Genomic DNA, 1,645 nt, shown 5'->3' on the forward strand with positions numbered 1-1,645 from the left:
GGAGCGGCCAACGGACGGCGCGCCGGCTCTCGCCGGCGCGCCGCCCTGTCCGTTACCAGGTGCTCGGTACTGCAGCGCCTGCTCAGACTCGCGGTCCGTAGTAGTTGCCGTAGTACCCGCCGAGACGGTCCCGGTAGTCCGGGTCGTCCCAGGCGCTCTCACCGACCTCTCCGAGCTCCGGCGAGTCCTTGATCTCGTCCTTGGTCCGGTCGACGTAGATCGCCTCGTCATCCCAGTCGACCCGCTCGATCGTGCCGGCGGGCAGCATCACCTTGCGACCGAAGATCCACGGCCCGGTGTCGACGACGACATAGCTCGCCCCGACCTCGTCCGTGGCGCCGTCGACCTTGCCGATCGACCCATCGGTCGCCTCGACCCGGAAGCCGACGAGGTTGTGCTGACGACCCGTCGTGTCCTCCGCGAGGTCGTCGGTGACGTCCCCCTCGCGTCCGGAGTAGACGTTCTCCCGATAGTTCCATGGGTCCCAGTTGTAGGCACTCATGCGACGCTCCTTCCCTTGTGGGGTGAGTGTCTTCACGCCTACCCGGGTCTCCCGGTGCCTAACGACGACGCGCCGGACCCGGCCGTATGCCGCTGAGCCGAGTCCCAGCAAACCCTCCGTTTGGCATCGGTTGCGTTGTCTGACGGGCAGATTCGCCGTCACTGAGGGGACGACCCGGCGATGTCCTCGAACGGGATGGGGCAGCCTGCGGTTGCGGCGCACTCCGTGAGGTCGTCGCACCCGGCATCCATTGCCGCGACGAGTCGCTCCCGGATCGTGACGAGGTCGGCGATCCGGGCGTCGACCTCGCCGAGCTTGTCCCGGGCCAGCGCCTGCAGGCCTGCCGGCCGGCGCCCGGTGCCGTGGTGGTGCCGCCCGACGGTGAGGAGGTCGGCGATCTCGTCGAGAGTGAAGCCGAGTCGCTGCGCGGCCCTGATGACACGCAGGGTCGTCACCGTCTCGGGGGTGTAGACCCGGTGCCCTCCGAGGCTGCGGTCCGGCGTCGGCAGCAGGCCGCGCCGCTCGTAGTACCGCAGCGTCTCGAGGTTGACTCCGGCCTCGGCTGCGACGGCCCCCGGGCGCATCAGGCAACGCCGTCCGGGCTGGTGCGGACACCCTCGGCCCAGGACAGGAACGAGTCGAGCACCGCCCTCTGCGCGGAAGGCACGCTGACGTCGAGCGTCAGGGTGGGCGCGCCCGACTCGTCGCTGCCGGCACCGAACTCGAAGGTGAAGAAGCTGCAGCACGACGTCTCGCGGGCCGCGAGGTCCCGGGCGCGCGCCGCGAGGGCGTCGTCAGCCGGGAGGATGATCCGCCCGCGCTGCGCGCCGAGTGACGCGGTGGCGAGCACGTGGGTGAACAGCGACCCCCACTCGGCGATCCGGGACGGCTGCTCTGCGGTGGGCAGGGTGCAGGCTTCGGGAACGGCCATCGGCACGGCGAGCGGGAGCTGGCTCATCGGGGTCTCCTGTGGAGGTCATCACCGCCCCGGATCTCGAGGCGTTCCCACGATAAACCGGTACCTTGGTACTGGTTTCAACCCTGTGCCGCTCCGGAGATCACGGACCGAGCCGACCCGGCTCAGCAAAGATCGTCAACAACAGCACGAGCACCACCGCGAAGACGGCGAAGAACCCGATGAGG

At 69.6% G+C, this 1,645-nt stretch carries 3 protein-coding genes; all 3 read right to left on the bottom strand.

Going from position 1 to position 1,645, the window contains the following annotated elements; translation table 11 throughout:
- Nucleotides 1–82: 82 nt before the first annotated feature.
- The 3 genes from LOY02_RS03130 to LOY02_RS03140 all read right to left on the bottom strand — a co-directional run bounded on the left by LOY02_RS03130 (nucleotide 83) and on the right by LOY02_RS03140 (nucleotide 1,460).
- Nucleotides 83–502, bottom strand: coding sequence for a PRC-barrel domain containing protein (locus tag LOY02_RS03130; protein ID WP_317180870.1), 420 nt, complete (start codon nucleotides 500–502; stop codon nucleotides 83–85).
- A gap of 158 nt (nucleotides 503–660) precedes the next feature.
- A complete protein-coding gene (locus LOY02_RS03135) occupies nucleotides 661–1,086 on the bottom strand; it encodes a MerR family transcriptional regulator (RefSeq protein WP_317180871.1) in 426 nt (141 codons plus the stop codon).
- Complete coding sequence (locus LOY02_RS03140; RefSeq protein ID WP_317180872.1) at nucleotides 1,086–1,460, bottom strand: hypothetical protein; 375 nt, start codon at nucleotides 1,458–1,460, stop codon at nucleotides 1,086–1,088. The genes LOY02_RS03135 and LOY02_RS03140 overlap by 1 nt, the downstream gene beginning before the upstream one ends.
- Between the last annotated feature and the right edge of the window lie 185 nt (nucleotides 1,461–1,645).

Origin of the sequence: Intrasporangium sp. (assembly GCF_032907665.1) — a bacterium.
GTDB lineage: Bacteria > Actinomycetota > Actinomycetes > Actinomycetales > Dermatophilaceae > Intrasporangium.

Excerpts from the sequence above, each read along its gene's own strand:
- LOY02_RS03140 (WP_317180872.1), bottom strand. The coding sequence starts at position 1,460 with ATGAGCCAGCTCCCGCTCGCCGTGCCGATGGCCGTTCCCGAAGCCTGC.
- LOY02_RS03135 (WP_317180871.1), bottom strand. The coding sequence starts at position 1,086 with ATGCGCCCGGGGGCCGTCGCAGCCGAGGCCGGAGTCAACCTCGAGACG.
- LOY02_RS03130 (WP_317180870.1), bottom strand. The coding sequence starts at position 502 with ATGAGTGCCTACAACTGGGACCCATGGAACTATCGGGAGAACGTCTAC.